The sequence below is a fragment of the Microbacterium sp. DWRC1-3 genome (assembly GCF_049896645.1).
Classification (GTDB): Bacteria; Actinomycetota; Actinomycetes; order Actinomycetales; family Microbacteriaceae; genus Microbacterium; species Microbacterium maritypicum.
The window spans coordinates 2214455-2231723 of record NZ_JAFCUS010000001.1 but is presented as its reverse complement, the minus strand read 5'-3'; the positions used below and the strand labels follow the sequence as shown (position 1 = coordinate 2231723).

The 17269-nt window shown below is 69.2% G+C and carries 15 protein-coding genes; 11 read left to right on the top strand and 4 right to left on the bottom strand.

Features of this window, described 5'->3' with window-relative positions:
* Window positions 1-69 precede the first annotated feature (69 nt).
* On the bottom strand, window positions 70-795 hold the full coding sequence (locus ACP699_RS10810; RefSeq protein ID WP_246877832.1) for a FadR/GntR family transcriptional regulator: 726 nt from the start codon (window positions 793-795) through the stop codon (window positions 70-72).
* A 129-nt stretch (window positions 796-924) separates the two neighbouring features.
* Here ACP699_RS10810 and ACP699_RS10805 point away from each other — a divergent pair, with 129 nt between their 5' ends.
* The 11 genes from ACP699_RS10805 to msrA all read left to right on the top strand — a co-directional run bounded on the left by ACP699_RS10805 (window position 925) and on the right by msrA (window position 14215).
* The gene (locus ACP699_RS10805) at window positions 925-2523 is read left to right on the top strand and encodes an ABC transporter substrate-binding protein (RefSeq protein WP_426171064.1); all 1599 of its coding nucleotides are present in this window, start codon (window positions 925-927) and stop codon (window positions 2521-2523) included.
* A gap of 72 nt (window positions 2524-2595) precedes the next feature.
* Window positions 2596-3552 carry an ABC transporter permease gene (locus ACP699_RS10800; RefSeq protein ID WP_426171062.1) on the top strand — a complete coding sequence of 319 codons (957 nt, stop codon included), beginning with the start codon at window positions 2596-2598 and terminating at the stop codon, window positions 3550-3552.
* A 1-nt stretch (window position 3553) separates the two neighbouring features.
* Window positions 3554-5605 (top strand): dipeptide/oligopeptide/nickel ABC transporter permease/ATP-binding protein, encoded by a 2052-nt coding sequence (locus ACP699_RS10795; RefSeq protein WP_426171060.1) that lies wholly within the window; start codon window positions 3554-3556, stop codon window positions 5603-5605.
* Window positions 5602-6402, top strand: coding sequence for an ABC transporter ATP-binding protein (locus ACP699_RS10790; protein ID WP_210699290.1), 801 nt, complete (start codon window positions 5602-5604; stop codon window positions 6400-6402). The genes ACP699_RS10795 and ACP699_RS10790 overlap by 4 nt, the downstream gene beginning before the upstream one ends.
* A 16-nt stretch (window positions 6403-6418) precedes the next feature.
* Window positions 6419-7366 carry a dihydrodipicolinate synthase family protein gene (locus ACP699_RS10785; RefSeq protein ID WP_426171057.1) on the top strand — a complete coding sequence of 316 codons (948 nt, stop codon included), beginning with the start codon at window positions 6419-6421 and terminating at the stop codon, window positions 7364-7366.
* On the top strand, window positions 7366-8298 hold the full coding sequence (locus ACP699_RS10780) for an ROK family protein (protein WP_426171055.1): 933 nt from the start codon (window positions 7366-7368) through the stop codon (window positions 8296-8298). The genes ACP699_RS10785 and ACP699_RS10780 overlap by 1 nt, the downstream gene beginning before the upstream one ends.
* A complete protein-coding gene (locus ACP699_RS10775; protein ID WP_426171052.1) occupies window positions 8295-8981 on the top strand; it encodes an N-acetylmannosamine-6-phosphate 2-epimerase in 687 nt (228 codons plus the stop codon). Before ACP699_RS10780 ends, ACP699_RS10775 begins: the two co-directional genes overlap by 4 nt.
* Window positions 8978-9898: a DUF4862 family protein gene (locus ACP699_RS10770; RefSeq protein ID WP_426171050.1), complete on the top strand. Its 921-nt coding sequence runs from the start codon at window positions 8978-8980 to the stop codon at window positions 9896-9898. The genes ACP699_RS10775 and ACP699_RS10770 overlap by 4 nt, the downstream gene beginning before the upstream one ends.
* A 189-nt stretch (window positions 9899-10087) precedes the next feature.
* Window positions 10088-13033, top strand: coding sequence for an exo-alpha-sialidase (locus ACP699_RS10765; protein WP_426171048.1), 2946 nt, complete (start codon window positions 10088-10090; stop codon window positions 13031-13033).
* A 139-nt stretch (window positions 13034-13172) separates the two neighbouring features.
* On the top strand, window positions 13173-13673 hold the full coding sequence (gene msrB / locus ACP699_RS10760) for a peptide-methionine (R)-S-oxide reductase MsrB (protein WP_426171046.1): 501 nt from the start codon (window positions 13173-13175) through the stop codon (window positions 13671-13673).
* A complete protein-coding gene (gene msrA, locus ACP699_RS10755; protein ID WP_055871264.1) occupies window positions 13670-14215 on the top strand; it encodes a peptide-methionine (S)-S-oxide reductase MsrA in 546 nt (181 codons plus the stop codon). Before msrB ends, msrA begins: the two co-directional genes overlap by 4 nt.
* A gap of 45 nt (window positions 14216-14260) precedes the next feature.
* Here the strand turns inward: msrA and ACP699_RS10750 are convergent, their stop codons facing one another.
* From ACP699_RS10750 to ACP699_RS10740, 3 genes are all read right to left on the bottom strand, one after another.
* Window positions 14261-15061 carry an alpha/beta fold hydrolase gene (locus ACP699_RS10750; RefSeq protein WP_151485590.1) on the bottom strand — a complete coding sequence of 267 codons (801 nt, stop codon included), beginning with the start codon at window positions 15059-15061 and terminating at the stop codon, window positions 14261-14263.
* A gap of 163 nt (window positions 15062-15224) precedes the next feature.
* Window positions 15225-16676, bottom strand: a complete 1452-nt coding sequence (locus tag ACP699_RS10745) for a catalase (RefSeq protein ID WP_017829798.1) — start codon at window positions 16674-16676, stop codon at window positions 15225-15227.
* Window positions 16677-16753: 77 nt separating this feature from the next.
* The gene (locus tag ACP699_RS10740) at window positions 16754-17176 is read right to left on the bottom strand and encodes a Fur family transcriptional regulator (RefSeq protein ID WP_017829797.1); all 423 of its coding nucleotides are present in this window, start codon (window positions 17174-17176) and stop codon (window positions 16754-16756) included.
* Window positions 17177-17269 lie beyond the last annotated feature (93 nt).

Below are 17269 nucleotides of genomic sequence, written 5' to 3'. Positions count from 1 at the left end.
CGGTTCCCCTCGGCAGGTGTGCAGTGCGGAGGCAACTCTATCGAGTCGGAGGGGCTCCGCTCAGCGGGCTCAGCTCTGGGACTCCTCCGCCGCGCTCGCGAGCACGCGCTGCAGCGGCTTGTAGTGCTCGATGACGGCCCGGCGGTAGCGCTCGACGTCGCCCGAGCGTGCGGCTTCGAGCATGTCGCCGTGCGCCTTCGCCGTCTTGTGGATGTCGTCGGGCTGCGCGATGCCCAGCTGGGGGAGCACGGCCGTGTGCACATCCCAGAAGGCGCCGACCAGCTGACCGACCAGGCGGTTGCCGATCGCGCCGAAGAGGCGGGTGTGGAACGCCCTGTCCTCCTCGAGGAAGTGCTCCCCGCGCTCGGCCTTGTCGACCATGTCGGCGACGAGGGCGTCGAGCTCGGGATCGGGCTCCTCCTGGGAGGCGGCCACCACGCGCTCAGCCATCGACAGATCCAGCGCCAGACGCACCTCCACGACCTCGCGCAGCGCCTGCAGTGATCCTTCCGGCGACAGCACCCCGCGGAACACCAGCGCTTCGACCATCGGGTCCAGCGACATCGGGCCGACGTAGGTGCCGTGACCGTGACGCACATCGACGATGTCGAGCGTGGAGAGAGTGCGGATCGCCTCGCGCACGGATGATCGCGAGACATCGAGTTCTTCGCAGAGCTCCGCCTCTGTCGGCAGCGGGTCGCCCGGCGTGAGTCCGCGGGTCAGGATGAGCTGCTTGATCTGATCCGCCGTCGTCGAGCGCCGCATGCGTGACGCCCTACTCGTGGTGGACTTCATGGGGCTCCCTCTCGTGCCTGGCAGAAACGATCCGATCATCTCACTCTTGTGATCTGATCGAACCTGTGTTTAGAGTACATCAGACATCAGATGTCCTCAAGATGTTCCCCCCACCACCCTGGAGCACACATGAACCGACACATCACCCGCCGCCGCGCGGGTCGATTCGCGATGGCGGTCGCCGGCACAGTCGCCGCGTCCGTCGCCCTCGCCGGCTGCGGCGCGGGCACCACCAGCACCCCCGACGAGAGCGCGGCCGCGAGCGAGATCGATCCCGACGGCATCATCGAGGCCGGCATCTCGTACACCTTGAACGGCAGCTTCGACCCGATGGTCGCATCCGGCGCCGTCACGGTCTCGGCGAACTGGCACATCTTCGAAGGACTGGTCGACCTCGACCCCGTCACCCAGAAGGCGGCGCCGGCTCTCGCGGTCGACCTCCCCACGAAGATCGACGACACGACGTATGAGGTCGACCTTCGCGAAGGCGCGACGTTCCAGAACGGTGACCCGGTGACAGCGGACGACGTCGTCTTCAGCTACGACCGCGTACTCGACCCGAACAACAACTCGCTCTTCCTGTCGTTCGTCGACTTCATCGACACCGTCACCGCGGTCGATGAAGACACCGTGCGGATCACCACGGACTACCCGTTCTCGCTCATCAACGACCGCCTCGGTGTCGTCAAGATCGTCCCGAAGTCGGTCGTCGAGGCCGATCCCGAGGGCTTCGCCGCCAACCCGGTCGGCTCCGGCCCGTACTCACTGGTCTCTGCGGTCCCCGAGGACAAGCTCGTCTTCGAGCGCTACGACGACTACAACGGGCCGCGCCCCGCGCTCGCCGCCGGTATGAACTGGAACCTGCTCGCCGACGCCTCCGCCCGCGTCACGGCGATGTCGACCGGCACCGTGCAGGCGATCGAGGACGTGCCCTACATCGACGTCGACACTCTCGCCTCGGCGGCGGACGTCGAGAGCGTGCAGTCGTTCGGCCTGCTGTTCATGATGTTCAACACCAAGGCGGCTCCGTTCGACGACGTCCGCGTGCGTCAGGCGCTGCACTATGCCCTCGACATGGACAAGATCATCGGCACGGGCATGCTCGGCAACGCCACGCCCGCCACCTCGTTCCTTCCCGAGACCTACCCGAACTACAACGAGGCGTCCACGGTTTACACCTACGACCCCGAGAAGGCGAAGGAGCTGCTCGCGGATGCCGGCGTCTCCGACCTGTCGATCACTCTGCTCACCACCGACACCGGCTGGGTCAAGGAGGTCGCCCCGCTGATCAAGGAGTCCCTCGACGCGGTCGGCATCGACACCACGCTCGACATCGGGCAGTCCGCCTCGATGTACGAGAAGGTCGACTCCGGTGACTACACGGTCGCCGTCGCCCCCGGTGACCCCTCGGTCTTCGGCGTCGACCCCGACCTGCTCATGAACTGGTGGTACGGCGAGAACGTCTGGACCCAGACCCGCACGAACTGGGCGGATTCTCCGGAGTACGCCGAACTGCGCACGCTCCTCGACACCGCCGTCCAGCAGGAGGGCGAGGAGCAGCAGAAGACCTGGGACCAGGCGTTCGACCTGCTCTCCGACCAGGCCGTGCTCTACCCGCTGTTCCACCGCAAGCTGCCGACCGCGTGGAGCGGCCAGGAGCTGGTCGGATTCCAGCCCGTCCCCACCACCGGACTGTCGTTCCTCGACGTCGGCGTGGCGGCGAAGTAGCACCCCACCCCGGCGGGGGTGCACCCACCCGAGGGCGCACCCCCGCCCCCACCCACCCGGAAGGAGCGGCACGTGTCCAACACGCTCCGCCTCATCGGCCGGCGACTGCTGCAGCTGCCGCTGATGATCCTCGGCATCACGTTCCTCGTGTTCTTCGTGATGTCGTTCTCTCCCGTCGACCCCGCGCGCACCGCGCTCGGCGAGACGGCGTCACCCGAGGCGCTCGAGGCCTACCGCGAGGATCACGGGCTCAACCTTCCTCTGTTCGTCCGCTACGTGAACTTCCTCTTCGGGCTGGTGCAGGGCGACCTCGGCACCTACTCCGCGCGCAGTCTCCCCGTGATCGACGAGGTCGCCCGCGCCTTTCCGGTCACCTTGGCACTCACCTTCCTCGGTCTGCTCATCGCTGTGATCGTGGCCTTCGTGATCGGCGTCCTGGCCGCGGTGTACCGCGATCGCTGGCCTGACCAGGTGATCCGCGTCTTCGGCGTCGCCGCGCTCTCCACGCCGTCGTTCTGGCTCGCCATTCTGCTCATCCAGGTCTTCACCCTCGGGCTGAACCTGCTCCCCGCCTCCGGCCCGCTCCCCGACTTCTGGACCGACCCCTCCGGCTGGCTCGCCCGCATGACCCTCCCCGCCATCGCGCTCGCCGTGCCCGTGATCGGACAGCTGTCCCGGGTCGTGCGCACCTCGATGGTCGAGGAACTCGACCGCGACTACGTCCGCACCGCTCTCGGAGCCGGCATCCCGCGCGTGATCGTCGTCGGGCGCAATGTGCTGCGCAATGCCCTGATCACCCCCGTCACGGTGCTCGGGCTGCGGATCGGCTACCTGCTCGGTGGCGCGGTCGTGATCGAGATCATCTTCGCCATCCCCGGGATGGGAACGCTCATCCTCAACGGCGTCACCAACAACGAACCCAACCTCGTGCAGGGCGTGACGCTCGCCGTGGCACTCGCCTTCGTCGTGATCAACATCATCGTCGACCTCTTGTACGTGCTCATCAATCCTCGAATCCGGGCGGTGTGACATGCGACGCAAACTCACGGAACGGCTCTCCGTCCCCGGTCTCCGCTGGGGCCGGCTGTCCCTCGGCTCGATCATCTGCATCGCCGTGCTGGCGATCATCGGCCTGGCGGCGATCTTCGCGCCGCTCATCGCTCCGTTCGACCCGCTGGCGTCCGGCACGCCCGTGCAGCCGCCGAGCGCGGAGCACTGGTTCGGCACCGATCGCCAGGGCCGCGACATCTTCTCCCGCCTGGTATACGGCGCCCGCTACTCGCTTGTGATCGGCATCGGTGCGACACTGGTCGCGCTGCTCGCCGCCTGTGTGCTCGGGACCATCGCGGCCACCGCGCCGAAGTGGATCTCCGAGACGCTCATGAGAGTCATGGACGTCGTCATGTCGTTCCCCGGCATCGCACTCGCCGCCGTCTTCGTCGCGGTGTTCGGCAAATCCCTCCCCGTGCTCGTGCTTACGATCGCGTTCCTCTACGTGCCCCAGCTCACCCGCATCGTCCGCGCGAACATCCTCGACCAGTACGGGGAGGACTATGTCTCGGCCGTGCGCGTGATGGGTTCGGGAACTCCACGCATCATCGTCCGCCACGTGGCGCGCAACGCGATGGCCCCGGTCCTGGTCTTCGCGACCGTGCTCGTCGCCGACGCCATCGTCTTCGAGGCCTCACTGTCGTTCCTGCAGGCCGGGGTCCCCGACCCCGAACCGTCCTGGGGAAACGTGATCGCCGCCGGCCGCAACCTGCTGATGAGCGGGGCGTGGTGGGCGACGTTCTTCCCCGGCATCCTCATCATGCTCACGGTGCTGTGCCTCAACATCCTGTCCGAGGGGATGACCGATGCGATGGTGTCTCCGCGAGCCCGCAAGATCACCGCGGACGCCGCGAACACCGAGGAGTCCACGCACGAGCTCGAAGTCGCAGCGACGCCGGACGACACGCATGCGATCCCCACGGTCGACACGGCGGTGAACCTCTCCGTGCCGAGCGGTGTGCCCGACACCCTGGTGCCGCGCGCCGAGGCCGTGCCCCTGGGCGAGCGACTCGCCGAACTGCGCGAGCGCGAGCTCTCGCGCACCGACCGTCTCGTCTATGCAGGTGAGGAGAGGCCGCTTCTCGACGTGCAGGACCTGTGCATCTCGTTCCCGCGCCATGGTGATGTCGACGTGGTCGACCACGTCAGCTTCACGGTGCGCCCCGGCGAGACCATGTCGCTGGTGGGGGAGTCGGGCTGCGGCAAGTCGATCACCTCGCTGGCGATCATGGGCCTGCTCGACCCGAAGGCCGACATCCGCGGGCGCATCCTGTTCGACGGCGAGGACCTGCTGCAGATGGCGCCGAAGGAGCGCAACGCGCTGCGCGGACACGACATCGCGATGGTCTACCAGGATGCGCTGAGCTCCCTCAACCCGGCGATGCTCATCCGTTCGCAGATGAAGCAGCTCACCTCGCGCGGCGGCACCCGCACCGCGAGAGAGCTGCTGGAGCTGGTGGGGCTCGACCCCGACCGCACGCTCGCCTCGTATCCTCACGAGCTGTCGGGAGGGCAGCGGCAGCGCGTGCTGATCGCGATGGCCCTCACCCGGGACCCGCGACTGGTGATCGCCGACGAGCCGACCACCGCCCTCGATGTCACGGTGCAGGCGCAGGTCGTCGAACTGCTCCTGCGTCTGCAGAAAGAGCTCGGTTTCGCGCTCCTGTTCGTCTCGCACGATCTCGCACTGGTCGCAGAGCTCACCCATCGGATCACGGTCATGTACGCGGGTCAGGTCGTGGAGCAGGGGACGACCCGAGAGGTGCTGACCCAGCCCGTGCACGAGTACACGCAGGGACTCCTCGGGGCGGTGCTCTCGATCGAGGCCGGATCCGATCGGCTGCATCAGGTCTCGGGAGTCGTGCCGTCGCCGCGCGACTTCCCGACGGGAGACCGCTTCGCGCCGCGCTCCAGCGACCCCGTGCGCTACGCGGGGGTCACCCCGGTGCGGCGGCGCATCGAAGGCACCGAGCACTATTACTCCGCGCATCCCGACGATGCGCCCGTCGAGGCGATCGGAGCAGGACGATGAGCGAACCCGTCATCGAGCTGAAGGACGTGCACGTCCGCTACAAGACCCGGGCGTCCTCGCTCCTGCGGCCCCAGTACGTGGATGCGCTCGCCGGCGTCTCGCTCACCGTGAAACGAGGGCAGACGCTCGGCATCGTCGGTGAATCCGGTTCGGGTAAGTCGACATCGGCCAAGGTGCTGATCGGACTCGAGAAGCCCACCAGCGGGCAGGTCGTCTTCGGTGGCGAGCCGGTGCGCTCGTTCACCCCGGCCGTGCGCAAACGACTCGGCCGCATCCTCTCGGTCGTCTTCCAGGACCCGGCGACCGCCTTGAACGCGCGGATGACGGTGCGCGACGCGCTCCTCGATCCGCTGCAGGTGCATCGACTCGGCAGCCCCGCATCACGGAACCGCAAGGTGCGCGATCTGATCGGTCTCGTCGGTCTGCCGGCATCGGCACTGGACGCGCTCCCCAGCCAGCTCTCCGGAGGGCAGCGTCAACGCGTCGCGATCGCCAGGGCGCTCGTGCTCGACCCGCAGGTGATCGTCGCCGACGAGCCCACCTCGGCGCTGGACGTCTCGGTGCGCGCGCAGATCCTCAACCTGCTGACCGACCTGAAGGATCAGCTCGGCCTCGGCATGGTCTTCATCTCCCACGACATCCAGACCGTCCGCTATCTCTCCGACGAGATCGCCGTGATGAACAGGGGGCGGGTCGTCGAGTTCGGCGATGCGGCCCGCGTGTTCGAGGCGCCCTCAGACGACTACACCAGAACGCTGCTGGGCGCTGCGCCCTCGCTGCTCGAACCCCACCACTGAAACGACCGGAACACACATGTCTGCTGCCTCCTCCGCCCCCGTCTTCGCGGGCGTCGTCCCGCCCGTCGCCACCCCGCTGCACGAAGACGGGACGATCGATCACGCCTCCCTCTCCCGTCTCGTCGACCGCCTGGTCGCCGAGGGAGTGTCCGGACTCTTCGCCCTCGGCTCCACCGGCGAGACCGCGTACTTCACCGACGACCAGCGCGTCGAGATGCTCGGCACGATCGTCGCCGCGAACGACGGCCGGGTGCCGATCATCGCCGGTGCCATCGAGCTCACAGCGCCGCGCATCATCGAGACCGCCCGCCGACTGGTCTCCGCCGGCGCGCAGGCGATCGTCACGACGGCCCCGCTGTACACGCTGAACTCCGCGTCCGAGGTCGCCGATCACTTCCGCACGATCGCCGCGGCCATCGACGCCCCGCTGTGGGCCTATGACGTGCCGGTGCGCGTGCACTCCAAGCTCGGCATCGATCTGCTCGTTCAGCTCGGCACCGAGGGTGTCATCCACGGAGTGAAGGACTCCTCGGGTGACGACGTCTCGTTCCGGCGACTGATCGCGGCGAACGATGCGGCGGGCCGGCCGCTGCAGCTGCTCACGGGTCACGAGGTCGTCGTCGACGCCATGGCGCTCGCGGGAGCCGACGGCGTGGTCCCCGGGCTCGCCAATGTGGAGGCCGCAGGGTACGTCCGACTGTGGGATGCCGCGAAGAACGGTGACTGGACGACGGCTCGAAACGAGCAGGAGCGCATCAACCGCCTGTTCGACATCGTGTTCCAGCCGAAGGGACTCTCGGGAGATGCGACCGGGGTCGGAGCGTTCAAAGCGGCGATGCAGGCCCGTGGCATCATCGACCATGCCACGATGGCGAACACGGTGCAGGCGCTCGACGCCGACGCGGTCGCCGGGATCCGCGACATCCTCGAGGAGCTGCACCTGCTCCCGGTCGCCGTCGCCTGATGGGCGAGGTCGTCCTCGCCGTCGACATCGGCGGCACCAAGACGGCCGCAGCGCTCGCCGATCGCCATGACAGGTTGCTGCGGACCGAGGTGGCGTCCACTCCCGCAGCTGAGGGGCCGTCGGCCGTCGTGGACACCGTCGTCGCGCTCGCCCAGCGGCTGCTCGCCGGCACCGGGTTACGACTGTCGGGTGTCGGCATCGGCACAGCGGGTGTCGTGGACGCCGGGAGCGGGATGATCGTCTCCGCCACCGACACCTTCGCGGATTGGCCGGGTACGCCGCTCGCGGCACTCGTGCGCGCGGGTCTCGGAGTCCAGCTGATCCCGGACGCCCCCGTGGCGGTGCAGAACGACGTAGACGCGCACGCCGCGGGGGAGTACCTGCACGGCGCTGCGGCCGGAGCGTCGAGTGCGCTCGTCGTCGCGGTCGGCACCGGCGTCGGCGCAGGACTCGTCGTGAGGGATCGGGTGGTGCGTGGAGCGCATCACGTCGCGGGCGAGATCGCCCATCTGCCCGTGCCGGGTGCTGCACACCTGCGCTGCCCCTGCGGACGTCTCGGCCACCTCGAGGCCATCGGCTCGGGCATCGGGATGCACCGCCATTTCCTGACGCTCGGAGGAGCCCCCGACATCGTCGATGCGCGGGGGATCGCGGCGGCGGCAGCCGCCGACCCGGTCGCCCGCCGCGCGTTGGACGAGTCGGCCGCGGCCGTGGGCCGTGCCCTCGCGGGCGCGGCGACGCTGCTCGACCCCGAACGCATCGTGGTCACCGGGGGCGTGCCGAACATCGGCGAGGACTGGTGGAATCCGATGCGCGCCGCCTTCCGCTCCGAGGCGATCGATGCGCTGCAGAGCATGCCCATCCTGCCGGGTGCGCTCGGCGACGACGCGCCGCTGCGGGGAGCCGCGGCATCGGCCTGGAGGAACCCATGAGATTCACCGACACCCTCGAACGGCTCAGAGACGGCCTGATCGTCTCGTGCCAGGCATACCCCGGCGAGGCCATGCGCCACCCGCGCACGATGGCGCAGATCGCCGCGGCCGCCGTGGTCGGCGGTGCAGCCGGCATCCGCGTGCAGGGGATCGACGACATCCGCGCGACGGCGCACCTTCCCGTGCCCGTCGTGGGGCTGTGGAAGGACGGCGATGCCGAGGTGTTCATCACCCCGACTCTCGGCCACGCCGAAGCCGTCGCCGACGCCGGTGCGGACATCGTCGCGATCGACGGCACCCGTCGCCCCCGCCCGGACGGTCTGAGCCTCGCGGAGACGATCGCAGGCCTCCGGGCGCATACCGACGCGCTGATCATGGCCGACTGCGGCTCTCTCGACGATGCGATCGCCGCCGAGGCGGCGGGCGCCGACATCCTCGGCACCACGCTGTCGGGATACACGGGCGAGCGCCCGAAGAGCGCGGGGCCCGACCTGGAGCTCATCGAGCTGATCGCCGCCCGCTGCCGCCGCCCGATCGTCGCCGAGGGGCGCATCCACTCGCCGGGGCAAGCCGCGACCGCGATCGCCGCGGGCGCCTTCTCGGTGTGCGTCGGCACCGCCATCACGCACCCCTCGACGATCACGACGTGGTTCGCCGACGCGGTCGCGGGAGCCCGCGGATGACCGCGCCGATCCTCGTCAGCGCCTACCCGGCCTCTCCGGCGCACGCACAGTGGGACCCGGTGCTCGAAGGCGAACTGCTGCCCGCACTGTGCGCCCTTCCCGGGGTCGCCGGGCTCGAGGTGCCGTGGATGGGAAGCCTCCATCCGCACGACGACGCCTGGTTCCTCGCGAACGTGCCGGCCGTGCCGCTCGCGGTGACCCCCGTCCCCTTCGTGATGCGGCGTCTGGCGGCCGACGCTCGGTACGGCCTCGCCTCGGCCGACGATGAGGGGCGAGCAGCAGCGGTCGCCGACCTGCGTCGCGTCGCGGCCGATGTCGCGCGCATCGATGGCGAGAGCGCCGCCTCCGTCGTGGTGGTGACGCTGCACACGGCCCCGAGAGCGACCGGGGCCGTGGAGCCGCTCGCGAGATCGCTCGACGAGATCGCCGCCCTCGACTGGTCGGGTGCGCGCCTGGTGATCGAGCACTGCGATGCCTTCGTGCCCGATCATGTGCCGGAGAAGGGGTTCCTGCCGCTCGAAGCCGAGATCGCCGGGATCCGGTCGTCGGGAGCGCCGATCGGGTTGTGGGTCAACTGGGGCCGTTCCGCGATCGAGCTGCGCGATGCGGATGCCGTGACGGCGCAGATCGCCTCGGCCGCGGCATCCGGGTTCCTCGTCGGTCTGGCACTCTCGGGCGCCGCCGCCGTGCAGAGCCCCTACGGGTACCCCTGGATCGACGCGCATCTGCCGATCGCCTCGACCCACCCGGAATCCGCCTCGCTGCTCGACGACGCGCACGTGGTCGCTGCGCTCGCCGCCGCGGGCGATGTCGAGTGGCTGGGGCTCAAGGTCGCGCGGCGCCCGGATGATGTCACCGCCACGGACGCCCTGCGCACGGTCGCCCGGAACCTCGAGGTGGTCCGCGCCGCGGGCTGACCCGGAGCGCGGTGCGGCTGGTGCCGTCGGCGAGGTGTCGTCGACGGTGCTGCGAGCGTGCCCGGGAGCGAGGGGGAGTCCGCTCGCGGCCCGAGAAATCGGGCCTTGTCCGGCGGAAGACCCCTCGCTAGAGTGACTTGAAATCAGACATCAGACGTCAGATTTCCGCACGAACAGAAAGGTCTGTCCATGCACGTTCCTCCCACGCCCGCCCCTCGAGGGCGCCGTCGGCACTGGCTGCGATCCGGCACGATCGGAGCGCTGGTCCTCGCACTCAGCCTCCCGGCCACCGCGGCGACGGCGGCCCCGGCGCCGGGTTACCTGACCGACCCGACGGCCGACCCCGGCGACTACCTCGAGCTGAACCTCGGTGCCGATCGCACTGCGGCGAACTACTTCTACCGCATCCCCGCACTCGCCCACCTCGGCGATGGCGTCGTCATCGCCGCGTGGGACGCTCGACCCGGGAGTGCCGCCGACGCCCCCAACCCGAACTCGATCATCCAGCGCCGCTCGACGGACAACGGTCGCACCTGGAGTCCGTTGCAGATCATCGCCGCTGGCAAGACCGGGAGCGACCGGTACGGGTACTCCGACCCGAGCTACGTCGTCGACCGGGAGAACGGTCGTGTCTTCGCGTTTTTCGTGCACTCCAAGGACCAGGGTTTCCAGGGCAGCGCCTACGGAGCCGATGACGCGAATCGCCAGGTCATGGGTGCCGCTGTGATCCACTCAGACGACGGCGGCGCGACGTGGAGCACGCCGCGGTTCATCACCGACGTCGCGAAGACCTCGAACGGCACGACCAGCGGCGGCGTCTACAGCCCCGTGGCAGGAGACGTGAAAGGAACCTTCGCCACCTCGGGCGAGGGGATCCAGCTGCGCTACGGCGCACACGCCGGGCGTCTCATCCAGCAGTACGCGGGCACGGTGCGGCAGGCCGATGGATCGACGGCGATCCAGGCGTACTCGGTGTACTCCGACGACGGCGGGCAGACCTGGGAGCGCGGCGAATACGTCGGCACAGGGATGGACGAGAACAAGGTCGTCGAGCTGTCGGACGGACGCGTCATGCTCAACTCCCGCGACAGCTCCAACGGGCGTCTGCGCAAGGTGGCGATCTCGACCGACGGCGGACACAGCTACGGTCCGGTCACGCGCGACGTCGAACTGCCGGATCCCACCAACAACGCCTCGATCACCCGCCTGCACCCGGATGCCGTCGAGGGAAGCGCCGAAGCGAGGAAGCTCGTCTTCACCAACGCCAACAACGGTGCCAACGGCAACCGCGTGAACGGAGCGGTGCGGCTCTCCTGCGACGACGGCGAAACGTGGCCGGGTCTGCGCACGCTGGAGACGGGCACCTTCGCCTACTCCAGCGCGACGGCGATCGACGACGGCAGAGTCGGCGTGCTGTGGGAGGCGGGATACACGAACACGATGCAGTTCTCGTCGTTCGACGAGGCCTGGCTGAACGCGGTGTGCGCACCGATGTCCGTGCCGCAGACCGCGCTCGCGGCCGGCGTCGCGACCACCGTTCCGGTCACGCTCACCAACCAGGAGGCGACGCCGCTCAGCGGTGCCGTGACCTTCCACACCGCGGCCGGATGGACGGCGACCACCGCGCAGGTCACCGGTCTCGCTCCCGGGGCGAGCGTCACCGTCGACCTGCAGGTCACCGCGCCCCAGGGGGCCGCCGGCGCGCAGCGCCTTCAGGCCGCTTTCACCGCCACCGACGGTCGGTTGAGCCAGGCGACGGCGACGCTCACGCTGCCGCAGGCGTCTGTGCTGGGTGCGACCCTCACCGCCACGAACACCTCGGCCGCGCGGAACGTGGTGACGAATCCGTACACCGCGGGGGAGCAGCTGAGCTTCCAGATCCGGGTCGTGAGCACGGCGGGCGCCACCACGGTGGTGACCCCTGCGGCGAACACCTTCACGTCGGGCTTCGCTCCGACCGCATGCCGGTGGCTGAGTCTCCCGGCGTACGACGCGTACAACTGCAGCACCCCGCGGCGCACGCTCACTCAGGCCGACATCGACCGCGGCTGGTACACGCCGGAGTTCGCCTTCACGGTGGCGCCGGTCGACGGCTCGGCAGCATCGGTCACCGTGACCCACACGGCCGCCCCCGTGGTGCTGCGCGACGGCGTGCTGGCGGCCACGATCACGGGAGCGCGAGCGGATGCCGGGCGCGACCTGGCCACGGCCCCCTACGCGGTGGGCGAGCAGGTGCCCTATGCATTCCGGGTCGAGAACGGCAGCCCGATGGCGGTGAGCGTTGTCCCCGCGACGGGTGATTTCTCGCCCTTCCTCCCTCCGACGGCGGGGAACTGCCGGTACCGGGACCTCCCGATCGGCGCGGGGTACGACTGCGGCACGGCGCGCCACACCGTCACCCAGGCCGACATCGATCGCGGCTTCTTCGTTGCCGACACGACCTGGACCGTCGAGGCTGCCGGGCAGACCGCGAAGCGGGTGACGGTGGCGGGCGGCGAAGTCGATGTGATCGCGCGCACTCCCGCCATGTCCGGGGCGACGGTCGGCGAGTGGGCGGACGAGAACGGGAACGGCGTGGCGGATGCCTCCGACACCGTGACCTGGACCCGCACCGTCGAGAACACCGGCAACGTGGCGCTCGACGCCGTGACGGCCGCTGGAGACGAGGTGGATGCGCTCGCCCCGGGGGGAGTGGCGACGCTCGAGGCGGTCGTCGTCCGGCTCACGACCGACGACGTCGCGCGCGGCTCGATCGCCGCGGCATCCTTCGACGCTTCTGCGATGAACGGCACGCGCGCGGTGTCGACCACTGCCGCAGCCGCGACCCTCGCACTGCCCACTGCCGCAGCGTGGAACGCGCAGAGCGTCTACACCGGAGGAGAGCTCGTGTCGCTCGACGGCCGCCTGTGGCAGGCGTCGTGGTGGACACGCGACCAGCGGCCCGGCGACCCCGTCGGCCCCTGGCAGGAGCTCGCCTCGAGCGACGACGGGATGACCCTGTGGACGCCCACCCGCGTGTTCACGGCGGGAGACGATGTGGTGCATGACGGCACGCGCTTCGAGGCGCGGTGGTGGACGCGCAACCAGCAGCCGGATGCCTCGGCCACCGGTGGTCCGTGGCAGAAGGTCGACTGACACGGCACCGGACGACATCGCAGCGACGAGCGGCCCTAAACTCACAGCCCGCTCCCAGGGCCACGGGACCAAAACGGGCCGCTCGTCGGTTCTCCTTCTATGACGCCGCAGCCAGCGGCGTCGGACAAGGAGCCAGATCATGTCGAACGACTACCGCAAGACCCCCGAGGCCGTCAGCGGCCTCAGCCACCTGCAGTACGAGGTGACCCAGGAGGACGCGACCGAACCGCCGTTCCGCAACGCGTACTGGAACAACCACGACGACGGCATCTACGTCGACGTCGTCTCGGGAGAGCCCCTGTTCTCGTCGACAGACAAGTTCGACAGCGGCACCGGGTGGCCGAGCTTCACCAAGCCCATCGAGGCGGACGCGGTGACCACGCGCACCGACCGCTCGCTGTGGATGAAGCGCACGGAGGCGCGTTCGGCCGGGGCCGACAGCCACCTCGGGCACGTCTTCGACGACGGGCCCCGCGCCGAGGGCGGACTGCGCTACTGCATGAACTCGGCGGCCCTCCGCTTCATCCCGGCTGCCAGTCTGGAGGAGGAGGGGTACGGTCGCTACAGTCCCCTCTTCGCCGCGACGACGGACACCCCCACCACCGACACCCCCACCGACACCTCTGAGGAGCAGTCATGACCGACACGGGAAACATCACCCGCACCCCTGGCACCGAGACCGCCGTGCTCGCCGGCGGCTGCTTCTGGGGCATGGAAGACCTGATCCGCCGCCAGCCCGGTGTGCTCAGCACCCGGGTCGGCTACACCGGCGGCTCGAACGACCACGCCACGTACCGCAATCACCCCGGTCACGCCGAGGCGGTCGAGATCGTGTTCGACCCGGCCCAGACGACCTACCGCGACATCCTGGCGTTCTTCTTCCAGATCCATGACCCGTCGACCCTGAACCGTCAGGGCAACGACGTCGGGTCGAGCTATCGCTCCGCGATCTTCCCGCTCTCCCCTGAGCAGGAGACGGTCGCGCGCGACACGATCGCGGATGTCGACGCCTCCGGCCTCTGGCCCGCGAAGGCCGTCACCACGATCGAGCCTGCCGGCCCGTTCTGGCAGGCCGAGGAGGAGCACCAGGACTACCTGATCAAGTACCCCAACGGCTACACCTGCCACTTCCCCCGTGCGGGATGGGTGCTGCCGAAGCGCGACGAAGCCGCCGCCGTCTGACGACAGCGGTCTCCGGCTGCGCGTAGCCCGGTCGTTTCGACCGGGCTACGCCTCTGCCAGGAACGCCACGGCCGCGTCCTTGAAGTCACGCGAGCCCGGGGCGTTGAAGTGATTCCGGTTCGGGATCTCGAAGAATCGTCCGTCGGGGGTCGCTGAGGCCAGTGCCCGCGAGCCCTCGATGATGGCGTCCTTCGATCCGGTGGCGAACAGGATGGGCCGGGTCGGCGCATCAGAGGGGTCGGGGTCGATCATGCCCGACGCCCGCATACCCTCCGCGAGTGCGACCAGCGCCTGCAGGTCGTTGCCCGGCACCCGCTCGGTCAGCGCGATGTAGTTCTGGGTCGTCCGATCCGCCACCGGCGTGCCGTCGGCGATGTATCTGCGCACCTGGTCGAGATCCAGGCGGGCCAGCGGAATGCCGTCAGGAACTCCGCCCAGCACCGCGCGTCCGATGCGGTGCGGCAGCTCGCGCACCACCTCCCAGCCCACGCGCGCACCGAGCGAGTACCCGACATAGAACGCGTCGTCGACGAGATAGGTGTCCATCACCGTCTCGACATCGGTGACGAGGGTGCGGATGCGGTAGCCGTCGGGGTCGTGCGGCTTCTCGCTGAGCCCGTGCCCGCGCTGGTCGAGCGCCAGCACGCGATAGCCCGCGCGGGTGAGCTCACGCACCCAGCCGGTCAGCACCCAGTTGTCGCGTGCGTTCGAGGCGAAGCCGTGCACGATCACCACGACGGGGGCGTCGGGCTCGCCCCAGGTGTAGGTCGCCAGCCGGGTGCCGTCGGCGGCGTACACCTGCTGGGGCTCGGGCATGCTGGTCAGGTCGGAGAGAGGGACGGCCACTCCTCCATCTTGGACCCGTTCCCGGGTCGTCGGCGCAGGACGGTTCCCCCGGGAAAGGCGACACGACGAAACGGCCTCCCGGGGACGAGGTGTCCCCGGGAGGCCGTGCGGATCAGGTGACCGTGCGGATCAGGTGACCCAGCGGATCAGATGATCGTGCGGATCAGAAGCGCGCACGCAGCGCGGCGCCGAGGTCGGCGTCGACGTTCGTCCAGTACTGGAAGAAGCGCTCGCGGATCGCGTCGATCGTGATCGAGCGCCCCTGGCCGGTGAGGGTCTCCAGGAAGCGCGCCCGCTGCTCGGCGTCGAAGACCTCGCGGTAGAGCGTGCCGGCCTGGCCGAAGTCGTCGTCTTCGGAGTGCAGGGTGGCGGCGGCGCGCATGAGCTCGCCGTCCGACTCCCAGCTCGCCTCGACGCCGGCCGCGGGATCGGCCTCGGGGCCGCCCGCAGCGCCGTAGGAGTTCGGGGTGTAGGTGCGGTGCTCGGCCGGGTTGAACCGGTACTGCATCTGCCCCTCGTGCATGTAGTTGCGCACCTCGGCGGCGTGCGGCTGGTTCACCGGCAGCTGGTTGTAGTTGGCGCCGATGCGGTAGCGCTGCGCGTCGGAGTAGGAGAACACGCGAGCCATGAGCATCTTGTCGGGCGAGATCCCGGTGCCGGGCACCTGGTTCCCCGGCGAGAACGCGGCCTGCTCGATCTCGGCGAAGAAGTTCTGCGGATTGCGGTTCAGCGTGAACGTGCCGACCTTGATGCGCGGGTAGTCCTTCTTCGACCAGGTCTTCGTGAGGTCGAAGGGGTTGAAGCGGTAGTCCTTGGCCTCGTCGTACGGCATGATCTGCACGAACACATCCCACGAGGGGTTCTCGCCGCGCGCGATCGCGTCGAACAGGTCGCGACGGTAGTAGTCGGCGTCCGAGCCGGCGAGCTTCTCTGCCTCGTCGGCCTCCATGGTCTCGAAGCCCAGGGTGGAGAGGAAGTGGTACTGCACCCAGAACCGCTCGCCGGCCGCGTTCACCCACTGGTAGGTGTGCGAGCCGTAGCCGTTCATGTGGCGCCAGCTGCGGGGAAGGCCGCGGTCGCCCATGAGGTACGTGACCTGGTGGGCGGTCTCGGGCGAGAGCGTCCAGAAGTCCCACTGCATGTCGGCATCGCGCAGACCCGAGTCGCCGAGGCGCTTCTGCGAGTGGATGAAGTCGGGGAACTTCATGGCGTCGCGCAGGAAGAACGTGGGGGTGTTGTTGCCGACGATGTCGAGGTTGCCCTCGGTCGAGTAGAAACGCAGCGAGAATCCGCGCACGTCGCGCCAGGTGTCGGGCGACCCCTGCTCTCCGGCGACCGACGAGAAGCGGATGAGTGTCTCGCTCACGGCGCCGGGCTGGAACACCGCGGCCCTGGTGTACGCCGACACGTCTTCCGTGACGACGAACTCGCCGAACGCGCCGCCGCCCTTCGCGTGCGGGTTGCGCTCCGGCACACGCTCCCTGTTGAAGGAGGCGAGCTTCTCGACCAGGTAGCGATCGTGCAGGACGGTGGGGCCGTCGGCGCCGACCGTGAGGGAGTGCGCGTCGCTCGCGACGGGGGTCCCGGTCTGGGTCGTGGTGGCAGGTTTCGTCATGGTGTTCTCCTTCTCCTTATCCGCATCCGTGCAGGCGCGACGAACACCCCATCCGAGGATGGGCGATCGGCGGACTGCTACTGTGCGGCGTTCTGGCAACTGGGACAGAGGCCCCAGAAGGTGACTTCGGCTGTCTGGACGGTGAATCCCCCCGTCGAGGACGGGGTGAGACACGGCGCTTCACCGACGACGCAGTCCACGTCGCCGATGGCACCGCAGGAGGTGCAGACGACGTGATGGTGGTTGTCGTCGATGCGCCGCTCGTAGAGCGCCGCGGAGCCTGCCGGTTCGATCCGGCGGATGAGGCCCGCCGTCGTCAGGTCCGCGAGGATGTTGTGCACCGACTGGATCGACGTGGTCGGCAGCACTTCGGACACAGCGCGGTAGAGCCGTTCCGCGTCTGAATGGGCCATGGAGTCGAGAGCCTCGAGAACGGCGACGCGGCCCGCGGTCGCACGAAGCCCGGCACCGCGAAGCGCTGAGTCGAGTTCCGTCTCCATGCCTTGAGTGTACCCCGTGATTTGAATAACTCAAAAGAACGAATGCCGGGATGCTGCCTCGGGTCCTTCAGGCCGTTCGGACCTCACCCAGGT